Origin of the sequence: Pseudomonas sp. MWU12-2037, assembly GCF_023242345.1 — a bacterium.
Lineage (GTDB): Bacteria > Pseudomonadota > Gammaproteobacteria > Pseudomonadales > Pseudomonadaceae > Aquipseudomonas > Aquipseudomonas gingeri_D.
This window is the reverse complement of record NZ_JALLIZ010000015.1, coordinates 1-16710: the sequence shown is the minus strand read 5'-3', so window position 1 is coordinate 16710 and position 16710 is coordinate 1. Positions and strand designations below refer to the sequence as shown.

At 62.1% G+C, this 16710-nt stretch carries 12 protein-coding genes and 1 pseudogene; 4 read left to right on the top strand and 9 right to left on the bottom strand.

The window, feature by feature from the left end:
* Positions 1 to 29 precede the first annotated feature (29 nt).
* Positions 30 to 797, bottom strand: a complete 768-nt coding sequence (locus M5B42_RS23295) for a sulfite exporter TauE/SafE family protein (RefSeq protein WP_248747150.1) — start codon at positions 795 to 797, stop codon at positions 30 to 32.
* 80 nt (positions 798 to 877) lie between these two features.
* On the opposite strand from M5B42_RS23295, the gene M5B42_RS23290 reads away from it, so the two are divergent.
* Together M5B42_RS23290 and M5B42_RS23285 are read left to right on the top strand one after the other, a co-directional pair.
* Entirely contained in the window at positions 878 to 1810 is a 933-nt protein-coding gene (locus tag M5B42_RS23290; protein WP_248747149.1) for a LysR family transcriptional regulator, read from the top strand.
* Between the two features lie 39 nt (positions 1811 to 1849).
* Positions 1850 to 2197 carry a cupin domain-containing protein gene (locus tag M5B42_RS23285; protein ID WP_103496138.1) on the top strand — a complete coding sequence of 116 codons (348 nt, stop codon included), beginning with the start codon at positions 1850 to 1852 and terminating at the stop codon, positions 2195 to 2197.
* Positions 2198 to 2265: 68 nt separating this feature from the next.
* On the opposite strand, the gene M5B42_RS23280 is transcribed toward M5B42_RS23285, so the two are convergent.
* Positions 2266 to 3744 (bottom strand): NCS1 family nucleobase:cation symporter-1, encoded by a 1479-nt coding sequence (locus tag M5B42_RS23280; protein WP_248747148.1) that lies wholly within the window; start codon positions 3742 to 3744, stop codon positions 2266 to 2268.
* Between the two features lie 590 nt (positions 3745 to 4334).
* On the opposite strand from M5B42_RS23280, the gene M5B42_RS23275 reads away from it, so the two are divergent.
* Positions 4335 to 5957 (top strand): methyl-accepting chemotaxis protein, encoded by a 1623-nt coding sequence (locus M5B42_RS23275; protein ID WP_248747147.1) that lies wholly within the window; start codon positions 4335 to 4337, stop codon positions 5955 to 5957.
* Between the two features lie 9 nt (positions 5958 to 5966).
* Here M5B42_RS23275 and M5B42_RS23270 read toward each other — a convergent pair whose 3' ends face one another.
* From M5B42_RS23270 to M5B42_RS23260, 3 genes are all read right to left on the bottom strand, one after another.
* Complete coding sequence (locus M5B42_RS23270) at positions 5967 to 8330, bottom strand: DNA polymerase II (protein WP_248747146.1); 2364 nt, start codon at positions 8328 to 8330, stop codon at positions 5967 to 5969.
* Positions 8331 to 8566: 236 nt separating this feature from the next.
* Positions 8567 to 9451 (bottom strand): 3-hydroxyisobutyrate dehydrogenase, encoded by an 885-nt coding sequence (mmsB, locus tag M5B42_RS23265; RefSeq protein WP_248747145.1) that lies wholly within the window; start codon positions 9449 to 9451, stop codon positions 8567 to 8569.
* Between the two features lie 14 nt (positions 9452 to 9465).
* A complete protein-coding gene (locus tag M5B42_RS23260) occupies positions 9466 to 10989 on the bottom strand; it encodes a CoA-acylating methylmalonate-semialdehyde dehydrogenase (RefSeq protein WP_103496135.1) in 1524 nt (507 codons plus the stop codon).
* Between the two features lie 131 nt (positions 10990 to 11120).
* On the opposite strand from M5B42_RS23260, the gene M5B42_RS23255 reads away from it, so the two are divergent.
* Positions 11121 to 12068 (top strand): LysR family transcriptional regulator, encoded by a 948-nt coding sequence (locus M5B42_RS23255; RefSeq protein WP_103496134.1) that lies wholly within the window; start codon positions 11121 to 11123, stop codon positions 12066 to 12068.
* An 82-nt stretch (positions 12069 to 12150) separates the two neighbouring features.
* Here M5B42_RS23255 and M5B42_RS23250 read toward each other — a convergent pair.
* The 4 genes and pseudogenes from M5B42_RS23250 to M5B42_RS23235 all read right to left on the bottom strand — a co-directional run.
* Positions 12151 to 12273: pseudogene (locus M5B42_RS23250) on the bottom strand (3-oxoacyl-ACP synthase); the annotation flags it as partial.
* A gap of 179 nt (positions 12274 to 12452) precedes the next feature.
* On the bottom strand, positions 12453 to 12737 hold the full coding sequence (locus M5B42_RS23245) for a hypothetical protein (protein ID WP_100939664.1): 285 nt from the start codon (positions 12735 to 12737) through the stop codon (positions 12453 to 12455).
* Positions 12738 to 13120: 383 nt separating this feature from the next.
* Positions 13121 to 14011, bottom strand: a complete 891-nt coding sequence (locus M5B42_RS23240; protein WP_248747144.1) for a triacylglycerol lipase — start codon at positions 14009 to 14011, stop codon at positions 13121 to 13123.
* A 121-nt stretch (positions 14012 to 14132) separates the two neighbouring features.
* Positions 14133 to 16202 (bottom strand): AsmA family protein, encoded by a 2070-nt coding sequence (locus M5B42_RS23235; protein ID WP_248747143.1) that lies wholly within the window; start codon positions 16200 to 16202, stop codon positions 14133 to 14135.
* Positions 16203 to 16710 lie beyond the last annotated feature (508 nt).

Genomic DNA, 16710 nt, shown 5'->3' with positions numbered 1-16710 from the left:
GCCCCCCCGCCCCCGGTCATTTCAAACCATCAGCCGCCGATCAGCAGATGCCCACCCAGCAGGCCCAGGCCGATAAAGAACACCCGCTTGAATAGCGTGGCGCTGACCCGTTGGCGCAGCCATTGCCCGAACAGCATGCCGAGGATCGCGGGGAGCAACACCAGCAATGAGGCCCCCAGGGCCCCCTCTCCCAGCGCCCCACGCCAGAACAGACCGAGGGCCAGCGCCAGGGTCGAGACAGTGAACGACAGGCCCAGCGCCTGCACCAGCTCATCCTTGTTCAAGCCCAGCGCTTGCAGGTAAGGCACGGCGGGAATCACGAACACACCGGTGGCCGAGGTGATGATGCCCGTGACCAGCCCACAGGCCGGACCCAACCAGCGTTCCGTCCGCGCCCCCACCCGTAGCGTCGGCAGAAACAGGCCACTCAAGGCATACAACAGCAAGGCGGCGCCCAATCCCCGCACCATCCCATGGCCACCCTCCACCCCACCCAGCCACCACGTGCCGGCGCCGGTGCCGAGGAAGATCGCCAGCAACATCGGCCAGAGCCGTTTGAGCAGGGTCGACAGGTGCCCACCCGCCGCCAGTTGCCAGACATTGGTCAGGGTCGCGGGAAGGATCAACAGCGCCGCAGCCTGCGTCGGGGCCATAGCCAGGCCAAGCAGGCCCATGGCAACCGTCGGCAGCCCGAGGCCGATCACCCCCTTGACCATGCCCGCCAGCAGAAAGGTGCCCAGCACCAGCAGGGAAAGGGCCAGGCCCAGGCTTTGGTAAAACTCGAGGAATGTATTCATGCCGACAGACTGGACCCGGGCGGCGAGTTTGAAAATCTGTCATGCATTGAGCTAGCCTCTTGCAAAGAGAGAGGCTGAGCATGCACTTCGACCTGATCGACCTTAGGCTGTACCTGAATATCCTCGACGCCGGCAATATCACCGCCGGGGCGGCGCGCAGCCACCTGTCGCTGCCGGCCGCCAGTGCACGGATACGGGCTCTGGAAACCTCCCTTGGTACGCCGTTCTTCCAGCGTGGCCGCCGTGGCGTCACCCCCACACCCGCCGGCAAGGCATTGGCCCAGCATGCCCGGCTGATGCTGCAACAGGCCGAACGCCTGCGCCAGGACCTCGCCGAATACGCCCACGGCGTGAAAGGCCAGGTCCGCCTGCTGGGCAACAGCGCCGCGATCAGCGAATACCTGCCGGAACGGCTCGCGGACTTTCTGTGCAACCACCCGCATATCGACCTCGACCTGCAGGAGTTGCCCAGCCTGCGAATTGTCCACGCCATCAGCCAGGGCGCGGCGGAGCTCGGCATCGTCTCCGACGCGGTGGATACCCGGGACTTGCAGACCCGACCCTTTTGCGATGATCCGCTGGTGGTGGCGATTCCCCTCGGCCACGCCTTGGCGGAACAATCGCACCTGCGCTTCAGCGATACCTTGCGCCACGAACAGGTCGGTCTGCCCGCCGGCAGCGCCCTCGCCGCCTACCTGGAAGAACAGGCCTTGCACCTGGGAATGCGCCTGCAACTGCGGGTACGGGCCGACGGCTTTGACGGGGTGTTGCGCATGGTCGCGCGCGGTGCGGGTCCCGGCATCGTGCCCCAGGCAACCCTGGATCGTTGGCCGGGTGCGACGGCCTTTGTCAGCCGCTCGTTGCCCGAGCCCTGGGCCCGACGCAAGCTGCTGCTGTGCGCCCGCTCGTTCGAACACCTGCCGGGTTATGCCCGCGCCTTGCTCGATGCGTTATGCGCTCATGGGCAGGTCGATGTCGAACCTGGACAACTGCCCGGTGCCGACGACCGCTAGGGTGCAGGCTTCCTCAAGAACCTGCGCCCGGAGCCCAGCATGTCCAATCCACCGATCACCGTTCTGCGCGATACCCACCCGTTGCCGGTCCTCGATGCCTGCAAATGGGAAAAACTGGCGGGCGACCCGCACACCGTCAACCTCAACGCCTACACCAGCGAAGACGGCAGCAAGATCATGGGCACCTGGATCTGCACCCCGGGCAAATGGCGGGTCGAGTACCTGAAGTGGGAGTACTGCCACTTCCAGGAAGGCTACTGCATCATCACCCCGGACGGCCTGGCGCCGATCCACCTGCGCGCCGGCGATATCTTCGTGATCGAGCCCGGGATGAAAGGCACCTGGGAAGTGGTGGAAACCGTGCGCAAGTACTTCGTCTTCGCCTGATTCCGCCAGCCGGAACAGGCCGCGGGTGAAACGACGGATAACCCTGCCCGTCGTTTCACCCAGCCCCTCTAGACTGTTTCGCCGAGCGCTGAAACAGCCGCCGCCCTACGATTGGCCAGCACATAAACGATCGCCCCGCTGCCGGCACCGATCAGCCATCCCCAGTCACCGACATTGAAAATCAAGCCGAATGCGCCCAGCAACGCCAGGCCGATCGACAGGCTTCCCGAAACGATCAGCGCGAACAGGGCCTTGCTGTTCCAGCCGCTCTCGAAATACAGCGAACCCTCGGGCGACAGCGTGTACAAATCCTCCAGCTTGATGACCTGGCGCTTCACCCGATAGTAGTCGGCGACCATGATGCCGAACATCGGCCCCAGCACGGCACCGAAGATACTGACGAATATCGTGATCGCCTGGGGACTCGAGACAAACAGCCATGGGCAGACCAGCACCGACAGGATCGAAGTGATCAAGCCGCCCAGCTTGAAGTTGATTTTCTGCGGCGCCAGATTGGCGATGTCATAGGCCGGCGAGACAAAGTTCGCCACGATATTGATGCCCATGGTGGCGACGATAAAGGTGAGCGCGCCGATGATCGACACCAGGGGGTTATTGATTTTCTCGACAATCAGCACCGGGTCCATGATCGCCTCCCCGAAGACCTTCATCGAACCGCCCGTGACAATCACCGTGATGATCGCAAAAACGATGAAGTTCACCGGCAGGCCCCAGAAGTTGCCCTTTTTCATCACCGCTTCGCTCTTGGCGAAACGGGAAAAGTCGCCGAAGTTCAGCAGCAGCGCGGCGAAGTAGGCGACGATCAGCATCGCGGCACTGGCCATCAGGCCGATCGACTCCAGGCCCGTGAAGTGCTTGTCGGAGAACTGCATCGAGAAGCTGTCCAGGCCGGTCTTGGAGATCATCCAGCCGGCCAGCGCGAACATCACCACGTAGACCACCGGGCCGCAGAAATCGATAAATTTGCGGATCGTTTCCATCCCGGCCAGGAAGATCACCAGCTGGAAAAACCACATGAAGGCGAAGCTGATCCAGCCCAGCGTGGACAGCCCCAGCAGGCTGTTATGGGTGAACTCCGCCGCCGAGGGCAGCATCGCGATCACCAGCACCTGCACCGCCTTGGAGGCGAAATAGGTCTGTACCCCATACCAGACGATACCGACGATTCCCCGCACGACCGCGGCGAGATTGGCGCCGCGGACGCCGAAAGACATGCGCGCGACCACCGGAAACGGAATGCCGTACTTTTGCGACGGCCTGCCGATCAGGTTCATCAGGAAGTAGACGATGGTGATCCCGACGACCATCGAGAGCAGCACCTGCCAGCCCGTCAGCCCGAGAAAGAACAGGCTGGCGGCAAAGGTATAACCGCCGACCGAGTGAACGTCGGACATCCACATCGAGAACAGGCTGAACGTCCCCCAGGTGCGCCCCTCCGGCGCCGTGGGCGCCAGGTCCTGGTTGTAGAGCTGGGCGTGCGCGCCGGTGATGACGACCACCGGGACCTGATTTGCATCGATAGACATCGGGGTGACTCCCATGATTTTTCGCATTCTGATTGGCGTTATTTTGAATACACATGCATGCAAGATTGGCCACAACCGCAAGCCTGATAAACACGCATCAGCAAAATACGCGCCAGAAAAACCATGAGCTGCCTGATGGACGCTCACAAATCTGACCTTGAAATGACGGTGCTGCCTGGAGACTTTCCGATTGGTACAACTGAAGGTTTTAAAAATGGATACATCCAATGAATAAAATTGTTCATTGAAGTGTTCGATCAGCGTAGACGCTTATTTTTCGGGCAAGGGCTTTCCGATCCCTTTTTGGGTTCGAAATCCTGCTGAAGAGTATTTGGACGATACGGGTGTCGCCGTTTGATAGCGCCCAGGCGCGAGTCCGGTGCAACCGTTGCGCCAATCTGGTGCCTGCTGGAGCCTGCTTCCGGCACCGGGCCACTCCCCCGACCGGAAAGCTATCAGCCTGATTAGTTAATTCAATCATCACGTTCTGTGGGCGGCAACATTACTATGCCAGTATCGCAACATTCGGAAAAAACCCACCCCGCTTCCAGCCCCCTTCCCTCATCGACCCTATCCAGGAGCCGTTCGTCATGCTGTTGAGGAACCTCAAGATCCCTGTGCGCTCCGCCCTGAGCTTCGCTGCCATCACCTTGCTGCTGGTCATCCTCGGCTTGTTCTCCCTGTCGAACATGAAGTCGATCCGTGGTCTGGCCGCGCAACTGGAAGAGCACTCCATGTCGGGCGTTATCGCCGCCGACCGGGTCAATGCCACGGGCCTGAAGCTGCTGCTGGAAAGCCGTCGACTGATCGCCCAGACCAACTCCCCCAACCATGACGCTACCGTGCAGAACATCCGCACCCTGCGCGCCGATCTGCTCACTCAACTGCAGAGTTACAGCGCCTACATCAGCAGCGACCAGGAACGCCAACTGTTCAAGGTGGTCAGCGACGGTATCCAGCGCCTGACGCGCTTGGCCGACAGCTGCATCGACTTCAGCCAGAAAGGCCAGTACGCCGAAGCCGCCGCCCTGCTCGACGAGCAGATCCCCCTGAACAAACAGATGCAGCAAGCGATCGACCAGTTGGTGCAGTTGAATATCGACGGCGCCAGGCAGTCCGGCCGGGACTCCGACCAGACCTACCACAACAGCTTCAACGTCATTGTCGCGCTGATCATCGTCGCCGCCCTCGCCACGCTGGCCCTGGCGTTTTTCTTCACCCGCAGCATCGTCGAACCACTGAAATACGCGCTGACGATCAACGACACCATTGCCCGTGGCGACCTGCGCAGCGAGATCGTGATCGAGGGCCAGGACGAGCTCTCGACCCTGTTGAAATCGGCCAGGACCATGCAGGACAACCTGCGCGAGACCATCCGCCTGATCGGCGATTCGTCCACGCAACTGGCGTCGGCCGCCGAACAGATGAGCAGCGTGACCGGCGAATCCAGTCGCGGCCTGCAACGCCAGAACCAGGAAATCGAACAGGCCGCCACGGCGGTGAACCAGATGACCATCGCCGTCGACGCCGTGGCCCGCAATGCCGCTACGGCCTCGGACGCGGCGCGCTCATCCGGCCAGTCGAGCAATGTCGGCTCGGACCGGGTGATGCACACTGTCGCCGCCATCGAAAAACTCAGCGCCACCGTGCAAAGCACCAGCGGTGACGTCCAGCAACTGGCGGCGCAGTCCCAGGACATCAGCCAGGTTCTGGAAGTGATCCGCACCATCGCCGAGCAGACCAACCTGCTGGCCCTCAACGCCGCCATCGAGGCCGCCCGGGCCGGCGAGCAGGGCCGTGGCTTTGCGGTGGTGGCCGACGAGGTGCGCGCGCTGGCCGGGCGCACCCAACAGTCGACCGGGGAAATCTCGCAGATCATCGAGCGCATTCGCCAGGGCACCGAGCAGGTCACCGGCGCCATGCAGGACAGTTGCCAGGAAGCCCAGGACACCCTGCGCATCGCCCACGAAGCGGGCGCCGCGCTGACGGAAATCTCCACGGCGATCAACCAGATCAACGAGATGAACCTGCGCATCGCCGCCGGCTCCGAGGAGCAGGCTGAAGTGGCACGCACCGTGGACCGCAACCTGACGAGCATTCGCGATCTGTCCGTGCACAGCGCCACCGGCGCCCAGCAGACCTCGGTGGCGAGTACCGAACTGTCGCGACTGGCGGCCGATATGCATCGCTTGGTGGCGCGCTTCAGCCTCTGAAGGCGACGCTTAGAACAACCCCAACTGCCCGCCGATCAGGGTGCTGAAATCGTCCTGGACAAAGGGCAGGATCGCATCCGCCACCGGCTGTAGCTGCCGGGTGATGTAGTGGTCGTAGTCGATCGGCGCGCGGCGTATCTCCAGCGGCTCGGGGCCGGCCAGGGTGATCACGTAGCTGATCCAGCCACCGTTCTGGTACTGCCGGGGCCGGCCCTGGGCATCGTTGTACTCATCGGCCAGGCGTGCCGCCCGCACATGGGGCGGCACATTGCGCTGGTAGTCGCCCAACTGGCGGCGCAGGCGCTTGCGATAGACCAGCCGGTCGTCCAGTTCGCCCGCCAGAGTCCGGCGCACGTAGTCACGTACATAATCCTGATACGGCATCCGGTCGAAGATCCGCCGGTACAGCTCCTGCTGGAAGTCCTGGGCCAGGGGCGACCAGTCGCTGCGCACGGTTTCCAGGCCCTTGTAGATCATCTCCTGGGTACCGTCGGCACGGGTTACCAACCCGGCATAACGTTTCTTGCTGCCCTCCTCGGCACCGCGAATGGTCGGCATCAGGAAGCGGCTGAAGTGGGTTTCGAATTGCAGCTCCAGAGCGCTGTCCAGCCCGAGCTCCTGTTGCAGGTGTTCGCGCCACCATTGGTTGACCTGGGCCACCAGGTTGCGGCCGATCCGTGCGGCGTCCTCCTCGCTGTGGGCTCGCTTGAGCCAGACGAAGGTAGAGTCGGTGTCGCCATAGATCACCGCGTAGCCCTGGGCTTCAATCAACTCTCGGGTCCGCCGCATGATCTCGTGGCCACGCAAGGTGATGGACGACGCCAGGCGCGTATCGAAGAAGCGGCAGCCGCTGGAACCGAGCACGCCGTAGAAAGCGTTCATGATGATTTTCAGCGCCTGGGACAGCGGCGCATTGTGTTCGCGCTTGGCCGTCTCCCGGCCCTGCCAGACGCTCTCGACAATGGCCGGCAGACAATGCCGCGTACGGGAGAAACGCGCCCCGCGAAAGCCGGGAACCGAGTCACTGTCGTCGGGATGGCGCAAACCTTCCACCAGCCCCACCGGGTCGATCAGGAAGGTGCGGATGATCGACGGATAGAGGCTTTTGTAATCGAGCACCAACACCGATTCGTACAGGCCGGGCCGCGAGTCCATCACAAAACCGCCGGGGCTGGCTTCGGGAGTGCGCTCCCCCAGGTTCGGCGCGACAAAGCCCTGGCGATGCATCAACGGCAGGTAGAGGTGGGTGAACGCCGCCACGGAGCCGCCGCTGCGGTCGGTGGGCAAACCGGTGACCGTGGCGCGCTCGAGCAGGAAGGTCAGCAACTGGGTCTTGTCGAAGATCCGCGTCACCAGCTCGCAGTCCTTGAGGTTGTAGCGCGCCAGGGCGGGCTTGTCCTCGGCGAACATGCGGTCGATCTCGTCCATGCGCTGGTACGGGTTGTCGATGGATTTGCCCTCGCCCAGCAGGTGTTGCGCGACATATTCGAGGCTAAAGGAAGGAAAGCTCCAGGTGGCCGAGCGCAGGGCCTCTATGCCGTCGATGATCAAGCGGCCGGCGGCGGCCGCGAAGTAGTGGGTGTTGCGCACGCCGTTGTCGCGCCAGCCCATGACGTCGCCGCCACGTCCCAGGCGCAGCGGCACCTTCAGGCGTTCAGCGTGCTCGTGCAGGACCCGCAGGTCGAACTGCACCAGGTTCCAGCCGATGATCGCGTCAGGGTCGTGCAGGGCCAGCCAGTCGTTCAGGGCCTCGAGCAAGCCGGCACGGGTGTCACGGTAGTCGAACTTGAAATCCACCTGGGTGGCATCGCCGTTGGCCGGTCCCAGCATGTACACCTGGCGCTCGCCGCAGCCTTCCAGGGCGATGGAATACAGTTCGCCCTGCATGGTGGTTTCAATATCCAGGGATACCAGCTTCAGGCGCGGGCGATAGCCCGGCGCCGGTTTCATCTGGGTATCGAGCAGCGGGCCGTCAACGTTGGCGGTGCCGCCGAACTGGACCGGCGCGGTGATAAAGCGCTCCATCAGGAAGCGCTCGGGCGGGCGGATATCGGCTTCATAGACATCGACGCCGCCCTTGCGCAGCAGCTTCTCGATATTCATCAGTTGCCGATGTTGCTGGCAATACAGGCCGAGGATGGGGCGATGATGGAAGTCGAGCAGTTCCAGGGGACGCAACTCGACTCCACGCTCACCACGCAGCAAGGCTTCGGCACGTTGGCGATGGGCGACGGGAATGAAAGCGACGGAGGGTTGCGGCGGTAGCCGGACATGCCGGGGACCGTTGTCGGTGGCCAGCCAGAACTCGACCTGCGTGCCCGTGGGGGTGTCGCGCCAATGCCGGGTCAGGACAAAACCCTGCTGTAGATCCACCACCCGCACCTCGAAAGCATTTTCAGGGAGATGATTCTACGCGTCATGGACGGACAGGTGTGCGGATCCGGCCCTGCCCAAGCCCTCAAGAACACTGAAGACCTGTAGGAGCAGGGCTTGCCCGCGAAGCTTTTGGCGCCTTCAAGGGCCCCTTCGCGGGCAAGCCACGCTCCTACAGGTTCGTGTCATGCCCTGAGGCGGCGTTTACCGGAAGGCCGCAGGAGCCCCTCACACACCTAGGGTTTGCGATAGGAATTGACGATCGCCGAGAAATCCAACCCCCCTTCCCCACGCAAACTCATCGCCTGGTAAAGCTGCTGCGCCACCGCGCCCAGCACCACCGGCTGATGCGCCTGACGCGCCGCTTCCGTCGCCAGCCCCAGATCCTTCAACATCAACTCGGCCCCGAAACCACCGGTATAGCCACGCGACGCCGGCGCCGTATCGACGATCCCCGGCCAGGGGTTATAAGTCTCCGAACTCCAGCAACGTCCGGTGGAACTGTTGATCACCCCGGCCAGCACCTGGGTGTCGATCCCCAGCGCCGCGCCAAGGGCCATGGCTTCGCTGACCCCGACCATGGAAATGCCCAGCAGCAGGTTGTTGCAGATCTTGGCGATCTGCCCGGTGCCCACTTCGCCGCAATGGACGATATTGCGGCCCATCTGCGCCAGCACCGGCTGCAGGGTGGTGAACAGCTCCTGGGAAGCCCCGACCATAAAGGTCAGGGTCCCGGCCGCCGCACCGCCGGTCCCGCCGGACACCGGCGCATCGCCCATCGCCACGCCCTGCCTGGCCGCCGCCGCCGCGACATCCTTGGCGGTCTGCGGATCGATGGTGCTGCAATCCACCGCCGGCATGCCCCGACCGATACCAGCCAGCACACCGTCCTCGCCCAACCAGACGCTACGCACATGGGCAGCGGCCGGCAGCATGGTGATCACCAATTCGCTGCCCTGAGCGGCAACTTTCGGCGATTCGCTGATGGTCCCGCCGAGGGCTGCCAACTCTTCCAATACGGTCTTGTTCAAGTCGAACAGATTCAGGCTGTGCCCGGCCTTGATCAGGTTGCGCGCCATCGGCGCGCCCATATTGCCCAGGCCGATAAATGCAATCTTCATGGCAGATTCCTCGCTCAGCGCAGATTGATGGTGGTGTTCACACCATGGTTGACACTGTCATCGTCGAACCAGCGACTGGTGACCGTCTTGGTCTGAGTGTAGAACTGCACCACCTGCTTGCCGTACGGACCGAGGTCACCGAGCTTGGAACCGCGCGAACCGGTGAAGCTGAAGAAGGGTACCGGCACCGGAATCGGGATATTGATGCCGACCTGGCCGACGTCGATTTCGCTCTGGAACTTGCGCGCCGAGGCGCCGCTCTGGGTAAACAGGCCAGTGCCATTGCCGAACGGGTTGGCGTTGACCAGGGCGATCGCCTCGTCGAGGGTGTCGACTTCCAGCACCACCAGCACCGGGCCGAAGATTTCCTGGGTGTAGATCTGCATATCGGTGGTCACCCCGGAGAACAGGGTCGGGCCGACAAAGTTGCCCTGCTCGAAGCCCGGCACCTGGATATCGCGACCGTCCAGCTCCAGCTTGGCGCCTTCCTTGATACCGCTTTCGATCAGGCTCAGCACACGCTCTTTCGCGCGCTTGGAAATCAGCGGACCGACATCGGTGCCCGCCTCGCTGCCGGCATTGACCTTGAGTTTCAGCGCCAGGGCCTTGAGGTCCGGCAACCATTGTTTCGCCGCGCCCACCAGCACCACCACCGAAGTCGCCATGCAGCGCTGGCCAGCCGCGCCGAAACCGGCACCGACCAGGGCATTGAGGGTTTGTTCACGGTTGGCATCGGGCAGCACCACCGCATGGTTCTTCGCGCCCATCATCGACTGCACGCGCTTGCCGTGGCGGCCGGCGAGGTCGTAGACATGGGTGCCGACGGCAGTCGAACCGACGAAGGAAACAGCCTTGATGTCCTTGTGGGTGCACAGCGCATCCACCACTTCCTTGCCGCCATGCACCACGTTGAGCACGCCTGGCGGTACACCGGCTTCCAACGCCAGCTCCACCAGCAGCAGCGTCGACAGCGGGTCCTGCTCGGACGGCTTGAGGACGAAGGTGTTGCCGCAGGCAATCGCCATCGGGAACATCCACAGCGGAATCATCGCCGGGAAGTTGAAGGGGGTGATCCCGGCACAGACACCGATGGGCTGGCGCAGGGTGTAGGTGTCGACACCGCCGGCGACGTTTTCGGCGAACTCACCCATCTGCAGGGTGCCGATGGAGCAGGCGTGTTCCACCACTTCCAGGCCACGGAAGATATCGCCTTCGGCGTCGGCAATGGTCTTGCCCTGCTCGGCGCTGAGGACTACGGCGATGCGCTTGGAGTGCTCGCGGATCAGCGCTTGCAGCTTGAGCATGATGCGCATGCGCGCGCCGATGGGGGTCAGCTTCCAGGTCTGGAAGGCGCGGTGCGCGGCGTCGATGGCGGCGTTGACTTCAGCGGCGGTGGCGAACGGGACTTTGGCCAGGACTTCCTGGGTCGCCGGGTTGACGATGTCGTGCCATTCGCTGGTCTGGGATTCGACCCACTCGCCATTGATCAGCAGCTTGGCGGTCTTGAGAGTGGTGTCGGGCTTGAGAGAAACGTTCATTGAAGTCTCCTGAATTATTGTGGGGCCGAATCCGTAGCGGGCGAGGCAGTGCCCGAGCATGGTGACTGGACTGTTTTTGGAGTATAGATGTGCGTTCTTCTAATAAGAATGCACATAAAAACCGGACCAACATGCAAAAAAACATCACGTCTTTGGGTTCATTGAACTGGGACGACCTGAAGTTTTTCCTCGAGGTCGCCCGTACCCGCAAGGCCAGCAGCGCGGCCAAGCGCCTGGCGGTGGACTACACCACGGTGTCGCGCCGCATCAGCTCACTGGAGGGTGCGCTAGGCACCTTGCTCTTCGAAAAATCCCGGACCAACGGTTTTGTGCTGACCGCCGAGGGCCAGCGTTTGCTGGGCTATGCGGAGTCCATCGAAAGCACCTTGCACATGGCTTGCGAGCAGGTCTCGGGGTCTGGCGTGGCGCTGTCGGGGCATGTGCGGATGGGCTGCACGGAAGGGTTCGGCAGTTTTTTCATCACCCCGCAGTTGAGCCATTTCGTCGACGCGTATCCGGCGATTTCCGTCGATATCCTGCCGTTGCCGCACTTCATCAGTTTGTCCAAGCGCGAGGCGGATATCGTTATCGCGCTGGAGCGCCCGGAGCATGGTCCGTATGTATGCTGCAAGCTGTGCGACTACCGGCTACAGCTCTATGCGACCCAGGAGTATCTGGACCAGCATCCGCCGATCCGCCGTGCCAGTGATTTGGGGCGGCATCGGTTTGTCAGCTATGTGGATGATCTGGCGTTCAGCAATGAGCTGCTGTACCTGGCCAATGCCCTGCCGAATGCCACGGCCAACTTGCGCAGCACCAGCGTGATTGCGCAGTTCGTCGCGGCGCAGCAGGGCCGGGCGCTGGCAATCCTGCCGTGTTTCCTCGCGGCCCAGGACCCGAGGCTGCTGCCGGTGCTGGCGGATGAAGTGAATATCACCCGGCAGTTCTGGATGTACTGCCGGGAAGATCTGCGCAAGTTGAAGCGCATTACCTTGTTGTGGGATTACATTCGGGATGTGACGGAGCGCAATCAGGCGCTGTTGATGGGGGAAACGCGGAGCATGGTTTTCCACGATTGAGACCGGGTGCGATCCCTTGTGGGAGCTGGCTTGCCGGCGATGGCGTCATTACGGGCGACTCAAGCCTCCAGGGCCCCATCGCAGGCAAGCGCAATTCGGCACTGCGGAAGAAGTCTTCACTCAGCTCGGGGATTTCGCTGGTGTCGATATCCTGGTCGTTCAGCTTGGCCAGGTGCTCCCAGTCAGTTTTCGATGTTTTCGACATAGTGTCTGGCCTCCTGTTTGGAAGATTTTCGGGCACACCAGATGCTCGGCAAGACCGGGCGCGGTCCCTTGTAGGAGCAGGGCTTGCCCGCGAAGGGGCCCTCAAGATCGCTAAAAGCTTCGCGGGCAAGCCACGCTCCTACAGGTTTGTGTGGTGTTTTCAGATCCGCGTTTTTCGGATCAGGCCTGCAAGGCGCTTGGCTGACGATCCGTGAAGCAACCCTGCATTGCATCCAATGCATCGCAGCCATCCTGTAACAACAGATAGGCCGCTGAGGCGAAGTGTTGGAGATCGCGGTCGCAGGTATTGCCGATGCTCATGCAGGTCAGGCTGTGGCTCAGGTCGCGAGCTGCCTTGAGGCGCTGTATGGCAAATTCATAGAGGTTGCGCACCGGGACATCGAGCTTGAGGTAGAGCACCGGGGCGTCAGTGAGGTTGCTTTGTAGCGGGCGGAAATTGGTCATGATTCAAATCCAAAGTATGTAGGCTGAATAGCGACCACCCTTTTGCGGCTAAACAAGTGAGGGTGGCAGCTGCACGCGGGTTAGCCGACCGGGACATACTTTGGGACAACCCGGCACACCCGAAGATGTCCCGCGCACAGCCGCCATAGCAAAACGCAAAGCGACAAAAAGCGCCCGCATTGTACTGGAGGCGCTTGTGCATCCAATAGCATGTATTTCGATCGGCTAAGACCGGTCACCGATTCGTCGATGACCACCGAACTATAGTCCAGCGCCCCGCCGAATAGCTGCCGCTTTTACACCCTGAAATACGTGCCAGTACCGCTGCCAGCAATGGCATTTTCACTCTCTGCGACAGGGCATTCAGCGTTGAACACCTCGCTTCAGACACCCGCCAACTTCAACCGCCGCGCATGCTCGACAAATAACCGGATCGGCTCCGCGCCCTTGCCCACCAACCCGAACGACTGGTTGACGATATCGAGGTGATCCAGCGGATAGTCATCGCCGATCACCGTTCCCAAATGCGAGCTGTTACGGCCGACCATGCCATCGCACTGCCCGGCCTCGCGCACGAAGGTTTTGGCAAACAGCCGGCAACTGCGGTTGGTGCCATCGAACAGATTGCGCCCGCGATCCGTGATCCCGGGCTGCAAGATCCCGGACCAGGAGTAGTAACGCACGCCATTCACCAGTTCATCGCCCTGCCCGCCCCAGCTCTGCGGCAACCCTTGCGGGTATTGCAGATTGAACAGCGCAACCCCTTCGCTGGTCAGCGACTGGTGTGACGCCGGCAGGTCCATCGGCAGCCTCAGCCCGTAATGGCCCGTGTCCAGACATCCCATCACCCGCGCCACCATACAAAGCACCAGGCTGAGCAGACGAGCCGGCAGCCCCTCACGTGGGTAATGCTTGTCAAAATAGTCCGCTAATTCCGAGCCATGGTTAGGACCTGCGACCGAGGTCACCGAGGCCACCCACTCCGGCCGTTTCGCCGCCGCATAACGGGCGGTCAATGCGCCCTGGCTATGGCCGATCAGATTGACCTTGTCGGCCCCGGTGTCGCGGCGGATCTGCTCGATCCGCGCCAACAATTGCTCGCCACGCACCTCGCTGGAATGCAGCGGCGAGACCGCCACCGGAAATACCTGCGCGCCACCACGGCGCAAGGCCGGCACAATCCCGTACCAATAGGGAAAAAACACCAGGCGGACAAAACCGAGCATGCCCGGCACCAGCACCAGCGGATAACGTGTGGCAAGTTCTTGCGGCATCCCGTGAGCGTCCCTGAAGGTCAAAAGCCAAAGCCCGGCAGCACTGCGAAGGTCAAAGCATCGGCATTGAAGATGACAAATGCATTGTGGCGAGCCGGCCAGCCGGTATCACGCCACGCTTTCAGCCCTTCACCGTCTTCGGTGCCTTGCCCGCACGCATCTGTTCCAGCAACGGCGCGCACTGGTTCGGCACATCGCCGCTGGGCGCCACCAACGCCAGCAGCCCCGCCGCCGGCCCGGCAATCAGGCCCAGGGCGACCATGCCGGCGCCGCGCAACATCAACGGCACCGCCTGCACGCCTGCATCGGGCTTGATAAATTTGCCCCGCACATACAAGGGCGAGCGCAAGGACAACAAGCGGAAACCCTTGGACTCCGGCGTAACCTTCAAGTCCAACTGCTCGCTGGCAAAGTTGGCCGTGCCATCGATATAGATGATTGCGTTCTCGGTATCGAAGACAAACAACCGGGTGGTCGCCAGGCCGCTCTTGATCCCCAGGTCCGCCGCCGCGCAATTGATCTTCACTTCCTTGTCGCCAAAGATTTTCCCGACCACGTAGTTGCCCACGTTAAGCCCGGCGATCTCCATCAAGCCACGGCTGATAGCGCCATCGTTGACCAGCATCTTCAGGTCGCCATTGGAGGTGCCGAGCAACTTCGCCACCGAGTTGCCGGTGCCGGCAATATCCGCATCGCCATTGAGTTCACCGAAGCTGGTCTGCATCGGCTCGAAGGTGGGGAACAGTTGTTTGAGCTTGAAGTTGCGCGCCGTCAGCTTGGCCCGGCCCTGCATCGGCGTGGTGCGGCCGTTGAGGCGGATCTGTGCGTCGAGCTTGCCACCGGCCACGCCGAAACGCAGCGGTTCAAGGCTGAGCTCGCCGTCGGTGAGCACCAGGTGGGTATATAGGTCGGTGAACGGCAATTCGCTGCTATGGACGATGCGCTTGCCGGTGAATTCCACGTCGGCATCCATATCGCGCCAGCGCTCGGTGCGGAACTCTTCCACCGGCAGCACCCTGTCCGCCGGCTGTTTGCTTTCACCGCCACGGGCCTTCTGCTTGGCGTTGGAGTCGGCGCCGATCAACGGCGCCAGGTCGGTCATCAGCAGTTGATTGGAGACCAGGGTGCCACTGAGTTTGGGCCGCGGCTGGCTCGCCAGATAAGTGAGGTCGCCGTGGATATCGCTGGTGCCGATCTTGCCGTTGAATTTCTCGTAGGTGAACGCGGCCCCGGCGGGATCCCGTAGTTTGGCGATCAGATGACCGTCGGTCTCATACGCTGGCGAATCCGGCAGGGTGACGCCGGTCAGCGGGTAGAGGTTGCCCAGGCTGGTGCCCGACAGCGTCAGGCGCAGGTCGAGGGCGCCGAGATTGCGTGGGTCGGTCAGGGTCCCGGCGACGGCGATCCGGGTGTCAGCGATCTTCACGTCGGCCTGGACCGGGAACGGTTTGGCCGCGTCCTGCAAGGCCAGCAAGCCGCCGATCTTGCCGCTGCCGGCGAGGTTCTGGCCGTGGTACTGGCCTTTGACCTTCAGCGCAAAGGCATAGTCCTGGGGGGCAGCGCCTTTCTCCAGAGCCTTTTTCGCGGCCTTGTCACCGACGATATCGCCGAACGGAATCGACTTGCCCAACGGGTCGATCACCAGGTCCAGGTGCGCTTTCAGGCTCTGGTCATCGAAGGTGACATGGCCCTTGTCAAAGCCAATCGCGCCGATATCCACCACCCAGTTGGACGGTTCGGCATTCGGGTCCTTGGGGTCGAACTGGAAGCTCCAACTGGCGCGGCCATCGGCCAGGCGTTCAATGTTGGCATTGGGTTCGGTCAGGTCGATACGCGGGATCACCACCTGCTGCGCCAGCAGCGGCAGCGGCGAGAGGCGCAGCTCGACCCGCTTGAGCGTGACCATCTGCGGGTTCTTCGACCAGTCGGGATTGCCCAGGGTCAGGTCCTCGGCGATCAGATGCGGCCAAGGCACCCAGGCCCGCCAGCCGCCCTCGTCGGCTTCACGCTGCCAGCGCAGGGACAAATCACCATTGATGGCGAAGGGCCGATGGAGGATGGCAGAGACCTTGGCATTGATCGGCGGTTTGACCCGGTTCCAATCGAACAGGGCGATGACGGCGACCAGCACGGCCAGCAGGAGGACGAGGCTGGCGCCGGTCCAGGCAAGAATCTTTCGAGTGCGCGTCATTGCACGGGGCTCCTAGAACGACTGAGCGTCCAAAAATCGACGCATTATGCCTGTACGACCCACAAACGCCCGACAAGGTTTAACACCAAAAACCATTAATCGACCCGGGCTGGGAATCAACGGTCCTGACCAATCCGCCAGCTTTTCGTTCACTGCATGCCCCCATGTGGCGCGGCAGTGAGTCGAAAATACCCATTGCGGAGCAAAGGTAACGCGCTGTAAGCCTTGATCTAGAGGGGTTTGGGTAGAACCATCAATTCCGTTGATTATTAACATTGTGCTTATGAACTTTTATATCGATTTTGCAAGAGTAGCATTAGCTTCGTACCCACTTTATCGCCCTCCTACGGAGCAACCGATCATGAAACGCCAATTAATCCTCAGCCTCACCCTTGCCGTCCTGGCTGCCAATGCCTACGCGTTGCCAGCCCGTGAACAAGCTGCACCACAGGCTCAAGCCAGCCATGCAACTGTTAGCCAAGTGCTGAATACCCTGGCTTCCGACGGT